Here is a 7,339-nt window from a genome sequence, read left to right as displayed (position 1 = left end):
TCAGGCAGCGTGCAGATCTTCATCAGCGCCACCTCGAAGAGCGTCTGCGGCTGGGCGGCGTGGCGCATCTCAACCTGATACTGATGCAGCACATCGATCATCGCGAATAGCCGGTCCCGATCATACGCTTCGGCGATTGGACGGAATTGCTCGGTGTCGACGATGCGTTCAGTCATCGCCGCACCGCCAGGCACGAGCTTCAGCAGCAGCAGATCGCGGAAGTAGTAGACGAGGTTCTCCATACATTTGTCCGCACTCTTGCCGGCCTGCATCAGCCCCTCGACAAGCGGCAGGATCGCTGCGACATCGCGCCGCCGCACCGCCTCGGCCAGCTCGGCGAACTGCTCGGCGGCGAGACCGCCGGTGACGTCCACCGCATCGGCGAGCGTGATCCGTCCGCCAGAATATGCAGCAACCTGCTCGAGGAGCGAGATCGCATCCCGCATCCCGCCGTCCGAGAGCCGAGCGACATAGACGAGCGCATCCTCCTCGGCCTCGAGCCCTTCCTCCTGACAAATCGTCCGCAGCCGCTCGGTTTGCTCCTCCATAGAGACTTGACGGAAGTCGAAGCGCTGACATCTGGAGATGATCGTCGCCGGCAGCTTGTGAGGCTCGGTCGTCGCCAGGATGAAGACGACGTGACCTGGCGGCTCCTCAAGTGTCTTTAGCAGCGCGTTGAAGGCTTCGGTCGTCAGCATGTGCACTTCGTCTATAATATAAACCTTGTAGCGAACCTCCGAGGGCGCATAGCGCACCTTGTCCCGGATATCCCGGATCTCGTCGATCCCCCGGTTGGAGGCGGCATCGATCTCGACGACGTCCATAATCGTCCCCGTCGTGATGCCCCTGCAGGCTTCGCATACATTGCAAGGCTCCGTCGTTGGACCTTCTAGGCAGTTGATCGCCTTGGCGACAATCTTGGCAGCGGTTGTCTTGCCTGTGCCTCGCGGTCCGTTGAACAGGTAGGCGTGAGAAATACGCCGCTCCCGAATCGCATTCTGCAGCGTCTGGATAATATGCTGTTGCCCTACCATGTCCTGGAACGTCTGGGGACGCCAGGCGCGGTACAAAGCGATATGGCTCACCATCATCGTTCCTTTCCATTTCGCTCGTCCCGGTCTGTCACACCCCGGGTGTTTCTATTATACACGATCCCTCCGCAAGCGGAAACAGGCGAGCTTGCCCGCACCCTACCCCAGCGCCTCTCTCTCCTCGATCGAGCAGGGGATGCTCACCGTAAACGTCGACCCTCCGCTGCCGGTGCTGATGCGGATCAGACCGCCCATATCATGGATGATCCGTTGACAGACCGACAATCCAAGCCCGGTGCCCGTCGACTTGGTCGTCACAAACGGGTCGAAGATGCGATCGAGGATTCCGGCCTCGATGCCGGGACCGTTATCCTGGATGTCGATGCATACGGACCGGGGCAAGCCTTGCTCCCGCTCGACACCGCCCGAGATCGTCAACACCCCTCCTTCCTTCATCGCTTCGATGCCGTTTTTGCCGATGTTCAGGAATACTTGCTTGAGCATCTCGCGATCGGCGACGATCCTCGGCAGCACCTCGGGCAGTCGGTAATCGACGACAATGCCGTGCAACAGCGCTTCGTTCTGGATGATCGGCATGATCTCGCTCATGACGGCAGCCGGATCGATCAGATCCACCGTAATGTTTTTGGGCTTGCTCAGCAGCAAAAATTCGCTGACCAGTTCATTGATCCGATCGATTTCGGTCAGCATGATTTCGGTATAGCCGTATTCTTTATTCAGCCCCTTTTCCTTCATTGTATTCTTGAACATTTGCAGGAAGCCTTTGATCGCCGTCAGCGGATTGCGGATCTCGTGGGCGGTGCCCGCCGCGATCTGGCCGATCATCGCCAGTCGGTCGCTGCGCTGCACCTGCTCCTCCAGCGAGCGCAGATTGGACACATCCTTGAACGTGACATAGGCGCCCAGCAGTCGTCCCTGCCGATCCCGCAGCAGATTGGCGTCCATGAGCAGCTCACGCTGCTCATAATCCATACTCCAACGGAACGGATGGTTGCGCACCGGCTGCTCCTCGACAATCATCTGCTTGAGCAGCTGATGCTCGAGCGGCGCATGGATGAACAGTTCGTCCATGCTTTTCCCTTGCACTTCCTCTTTGGCCACGCCCAGCACCTTGCACGCCAACGGACTGATCGCATTGACACGGAAATTGGCATGCAGCAAAATGACGCCCATGCTCTCGTCCCTGAGCAGCGTCAGCGCAAATTGTTGCATAAGTCCGCTCTGTTGGATGGCTCCGACTTGATGCAGCAGTGCAAGATAGTGCCGGGTGTCGCCGATCTCGATTGGCATCGCCATCAGCTCCATTTCCAGCAACTCTTCATCCTTCGTCCGCAATCTTACTCGATGCTCCGATGCCGGCGTCTCCCAAGCTGCCGCCCCCAGATCGCAATCGATGATGATGTCGGCCAGCGGCCGGCCCATCAGGGTTGCGTCCTCGTAACCGCTCTCTTGGCGGAATAACAGGTTGGTCCGAACCACCACACATTGGGCATCGCATAAAACGGCCAGAACAAAAGGAATCTTGTTCCAGTACCATTCCATTGTTTCCTGGCGCACGCGCACAACAACAGGCACATCATTCAAATGAATCACCTCTTCCAGGATGCGGTCCGGTGTTCTACAAATATTTGCACCTATTGTTATTCTCTGCCGAGCCGCGGGTTTCCTTCCAATTCGCGTTCTTACAAGCAAAAACGGTCATTACGAGGGTACAAGCTAATAAAGAAATATAAATGAAAAAACACCCTTTGGAGCAGGATGTGCTTCCAAAAGGTGTTTGTGGCTAATATAAAATTCATCATTAGTACCGTGCACCTGCCTTCGACCGATGCAACACAAGCGGAACCCCAGATTCCAGCTCTGACCTGGCACTCCGCCGGCACATGGATAAACATGCTTACGGCTGCTTCCTTCCGGACCTGACCGGGTTCACAGGCCTCCATTGCGGCGGACCAAGATCGTCAACACTGTTCACTGAAGTCAGACCTTGCATCCACATGGCCTAGAACAGGGATTCAACCTCGCTATAGCGGATTGCGAGTTACAGGGCACCGCTACCTCCCCATCTAGCACGGCAAACATAAGTATAGCGGATTCTCCCTCAATACGCAAGCCAAGCTATCGGAAAGACCTCAAGGCTTCATGACTCCGATGCGTACTCAACGGGCGGTCTTGTATGGCTCCATATGGATGACATATCGCGGCATGTTGTCGATGAGCGTACGATGGGCGCGCTCGAGCAGCGCAGCGGCTTCGTTCTCCGACAACTCCGGCGACACCGTCAGCGTCACGTAGATATCCGGGTCCTGGAACCGGAAGACGGCATGCTGGATGCCGCCCAACTCGCTCAGCTTCTCCTGCATGAAGTTGATATCGCTGCTGTAGCTGAAGTAAGACGAGTTTTTCGGCAAGCCCGGGTTGCTATTGGAGAGTCCCATATACCCGTCATGACCGTAGCTCTTGGTCCGGGCCTCCTCCTTTTGCTGCGGCGTGCCGCAGCCAAAGAGCGCGACCAGCATGCACAGGATGGAAGCGAGCGCGGCCACTTGACGCATCCTTCTGAACATAAGAAAACCTCCCTTGTCCATAGGATGGCTTCGGGAGGTTCTTATATGCTGTTAATTTGCGGCAAGGCTTAGATGCCGTATTTCTTTTTGAATTTGTCGACGCGTCCACCAGCATCCAAGAACTTCTGCTTCCCTGTGAAGAACGGGTGACATACGGAGCAGATCTCGACACGCAGGTTCTCTTTGATCGAACCAGTCTCGAAGCTGTTGCCGCATGCGCAGGTTACTGTGGTTACATGGTACGTCGGATGAATACCTTGTTTCATCACGATTCACCTCTTCCTTTGCCCTGAGCCAACAGGCGGGCCCAGAGTTTAAATCACACACAAGGACGATTATAGCACGGAGTATCGCGATGGCGCAAGGTAAAACGGTCGCTGACCATTCCCTGCTCAAGCGAGCCTTGCCGTTGCTGCCCAAGCACGGGGTGGTAGGCGACGAATCTGCGCTAATGTCGTCTATCCCTTCAGCCCACTCGTGCTGATCCCCTCGACGATATAGCGCTGGAAGGCGAAAAATATCGCGAAGACAGGCAGCAGCGTCACCACCGACATCGCAAACATCGCGCCCCAGTTGGAGACCGTCTCGTTGTCGAGGAACATCTTCAGCGCCATCGACACCGGGTACTTGGCCGGGCTGTTCAGATAGAGCACCGGTCCGAGCAGATTTTCCCAGCCCCAATAGAAGGAGAAGATCGCCGAGGTGGCGATTGCCGGCAGGATGAGCGGCAGGATGATCCGGTAGAACAGCGTGAGCTTGTTGCAGCCGTCGATCGTCGCCGCTTCGTCGAGCTCGATCGGCAGCGTCCGGATAAACTGGATCATCAGGAAGATAAAAAAGGTGTGGCCAAAATAGCTCGGCACGACAAGCGGCTTGATCGAGTTGAGCCAGCCCAGCTCGGCAAACAAAATGTACTGCGGGATCATAATGACCTCGCCGGGCAGCATGAGCGTCAGCATCATCACCGTAAACCAGAACGCCTTGCCGGCGAATTTGAGCCGTGCGAAGCCAAAGGCAACCAGCGCCGAGGAGACGACGGCTCCAACCGTCGAGAGCACGACGATGACCAGCGAGTTACGAATGAAGACGGAGAACGTCTGATTGCCGATGCCCTCCCAGCCTTTCGCATAATTCTCGAAGGTCCAGGGCGATGGCAGCAGAGACCCCGCCGTCGGGAAGATTAGGTTCGTCGGCTTGAACGAGCTCATCACGAGCCAGATGACCGGATAGAGCATGAGCAGCGAGAATACGAGCACGAAGACATGGTACAGGCTCCATTTGACGGCTGTCTTGCGCATCCTATTGGCCCCCCTTCGACTCGTAATGCACCCAGAAGCGCGAAGTCATGAACACTACCGCCGTCAGGATCGCGATGATGACCAGCATGACCCAGGCCATCGCCGAGGCATAGCCCATATTAAAAAACTCAAAGCCTTGGCGGAACAGATACAGCGAGTAGAGCAGCGTCCCGTCGAGCGGACCGCCCGTCCCCTTCGTAATGATATACGCCGGCACAAAGCTTAGAAACGCGCCGATCGTCTGCATAATCGTATTGAAGAAGATGACGGGCGTCAGCATTGGCAGCGTGATCCGCACAAACTTTTGCAGGCCATTGGCGCCGTCCACCGAAGCCGCCTCATAATAGCTGCTCGGGATGTTTTTGAGACCGGCCAGGAAGATTAGCATCGAGGAGCCGAACTGCCAGACCGACAGGAAGATCAGCATCCAGATCGCCGCCAGCGGATCGCCGAACCACCGCACCCCCTCCAGACCAAGTGCGCGCAGCCCCAGATTGACGATGCCTTCATCGCCGAACACGTTGCGCCACATGATCGAAACGGCGACGCTGCCGCCGATGATCGAGGGCAGGTACAGCATCGTCCGGTAGGCTCCGACCGCGCGCGTCGCTGTATTGAGCAGCATCGCTACGAACAGGGCGAAGGCGAGCCGGAGCGGCACGCCTCCGAACACATAGATGGCCGTCACCTTTAGCGATTGGATATATTTCGAGTCTGACGTGAACATCTCCCGGAAGTTGTCCAGGCCGATCCAGACCGACTTGCCGAACAAGCTGTAGTCGGTAAAGGCAAGATACGCGGAAGCTCCAATCGGGATCAAGGTAAACGCCAGAAACCCGATCAGAAACGGGCTGATAAACAGATAGCCTGTCAGATGATTACGCAGCGTCTTGTTCATGGCTTACTTATTTTTGGCCAAAATTTTGTTGGCTTCTTCCCGGAACTGCTTGGCCCCCTCCGCGACGGAGAGCTTGTCGTACTCCATCTGCTCGGCCACCGTCGTCAGCGCCGTGAATACCTCGGCCGCGCCGATCGGATCGGGCGGGTCCATCTGACTGCTGTTCTCCTCTGCCCAGGCGATATAATCGAACACCTGCACCTGCTGCGGCGTCAGCTCTGGACGGAGCGCGTCCTTGACGACCGAGGAGCCTGGCACGCCGCGATCGCCGAGGATCAGCTTGTTCGCTTCGATATCGTTGACGAAGAAGTTGATAAACTTGGCGGCCTCTTCCTTGGCCTTGGAGTTCTCCGAGATCGAGAAGTACATGCTCGGCTTCAGGAACATACCCTCCTGCCGGTTCGGTCCAGGCATCGGCTGCATCGCCAGATCGCGCTGCGCCAGCTGCTGGAAGCCGACGAACTGGTTGGACCATTGCCAGATGCCGAGCGCCTCGCCCTTGACGGCCGGGTCATCCTCGGGCCCCTTGAGCTGCGCCTTCTGATCCGGCGTCATGCCCGCCCCATCCAGGACGATCTTCGTCACGCGGGAGAAATGATCGATGAACAGCTGATCATTGTCATAACCAAGCTGAGTACCGTCGGCGCTGAACAGCGACGCCCCTTGCGTACGAAGGTAGTACGCTAGGAAAACTTCGGCGCGCATGCCGGTGTCGACATAGATGCCGGCGTTCTTGGCTTTGACGGCCATCTCCATATAGTCGTCCCAGGTCCACTCATCCGGGATGTCGCTCATGCCCATCTTTTGCAGCAGCGCCGGATCGTACTGGAAGCCAAGGGCGTTGACACCGAGATTAAATCCGAACAGCTTGTCGCCGATCTTGCCGCCGTCGACAACCGTGTCGGCAATGTTGGTCGTATCGATCGGATCATTCAAGAAGGGCGTCATGTCGCTCAGCACGCCATTCTCCCCGTATTGAGCCAGATAAGAAAGGTCCATCTGGATGATGTCGGGCAGTTGACTCGCTGCTGCTTGCGGCGCGAGCTTCTTCCAGTAATCGTCCCAGGAGGCATACTCCGGCTCGATCGTCACATGCGGATTTTGCGTCTCGTACAGCTCGATGACCTTGAGCGTATAATCATGCCGGGGCTGACTCCCCCACCAGGCCATGCGCAGTGTAACGTTCTCCGGCGTATCCGAAGCGCCCGCTTCCTGGTTGCTGCCTTTATTCGCCGGCTTATTCGTAGCATCCGGAGTTGTCCCATTGGAGCCGCTACTGCACGCCGACAACGTCAGCGCAAGCGCGCATGCCAGAGCAAGTGTCGAATTTTTTTTCAACATCACAGATTCCTCCCTTTTGTCGCCTTGATTGGATAAGCGCTTTCATATCCCAAATTATAGAGAGAGGAACCAGCTTATTGAAGGCAAAAATCAGACTTGATCGTGTACTATTCCGAGGGGAACTGCCCTCAAAAGGAGCCTCCGGTCATGGAATCGATCTTCCGATCGCTGTTGTCCCCAGAT

Annotated in this window: 7 protein-coding genes and 1 other RNA gene; all 8 read right to left on the bottom strand. The window is 56.8% G+C overall.

The window, feature by feature from the left end; genetic code table 11:
• The coding region (gene dnaX, locus PA598K_RS38415; RefSeq protein WP_260405708.1) for a DNA polymerase III subunit gamma/tau at positions 1 to 1,085 on the bottom strand (1,085 nt) is incomplete at its 3' end.
• 105 nt (positions 1,086 to 1,190) lie between these two features.
• The gene (locus PA598K_RS31200; RefSeq protein ID WP_307719905.1) at positions 1,191 to 2,627 is read right to left on the bottom strand and encodes a PAS domain-containing sensor histidine kinase; all 1,437 of its coding nucleotides are present in this window, start codon (positions 2,625 to 2,627) and stop codon (positions 1,191 to 1,193) included.
• 232 nt (positions 2,628 to 2,859) lie between these two features.
• Positions 2,860 to 3,127: signal recognition particle sRNA large type (ffs, locus tag PA598K_RS31195), an RNA gene on the bottom strand.
• Between the two features lie 84 nt (positions 3,128 to 3,211).
• On the bottom strand, positions 3,212 to 3,619 hold the full coding sequence (locus PA598K_RS31190; RefSeq protein WP_128660681.1) for a hypothetical protein: 408 nt from the start codon (positions 3,617 to 3,619) through the stop codon (positions 3,212 to 3,214).
• Between the two features lie 68 nt (positions 3,620 to 3,687).
• Complete coding sequence (gene rpmE, locus PA598K_RS31185; protein WP_128660680.1) at positions 3,688 to 3,885, bottom strand: 50S ribosomal protein L31; 198 nt, start codon at positions 3,883 to 3,885, stop codon at positions 3,688 to 3,690.
• Positions 3,886 to 4,077: 192 nt separating this feature from the next.
• On the bottom strand, positions 4,078 to 4,917 hold the full coding sequence (locus tag PA598K_RS31180; RefSeq protein WP_128660679.1) for a carbohydrate ABC transporter permease: 840 nt from the start codon (positions 4,915 to 4,917) through the stop codon (positions 4,078 to 4,080).
• Position 4,918: 1 nt separating this feature from the next.
• Complete coding sequence (locus tag PA598K_RS31175; protein ID WP_128660678.1) at positions 4,919 to 5,815, bottom strand: carbohydrate ABC transporter permease; 897 nt, start codon at positions 5,813 to 5,815, stop codon at positions 4,919 to 4,921.
• Between the two features lie 3 nt (positions 5,816 to 5,818).
• Positions 5,819 to 7,156: an extracellular solute-binding protein gene (locus PA598K_RS31170; protein ID WP_128660677.1), complete on the bottom strand. Its 1,338-nt coding sequence runs from the start codon at positions 7,154 to 7,156 to the stop codon at positions 5,819 to 5,821.
• Between the last annotated feature and the right edge of the window lie 183 nt (positions 7,157 to 7,339).

The organism is Paenibacillus sp. 598K (genome assembly GCF_003851045.1).
Taxonomy (GTDB): Bacteria; Bacillota; Bacilli; order Paenibacillales; family Paenibacillaceae; genus Paenibacillus_D.
The sequence above is the reverse complement of the archived record's forward strand: the minus strand, read 5'-3'. Positions and strand labels throughout refer to the sequence as shown.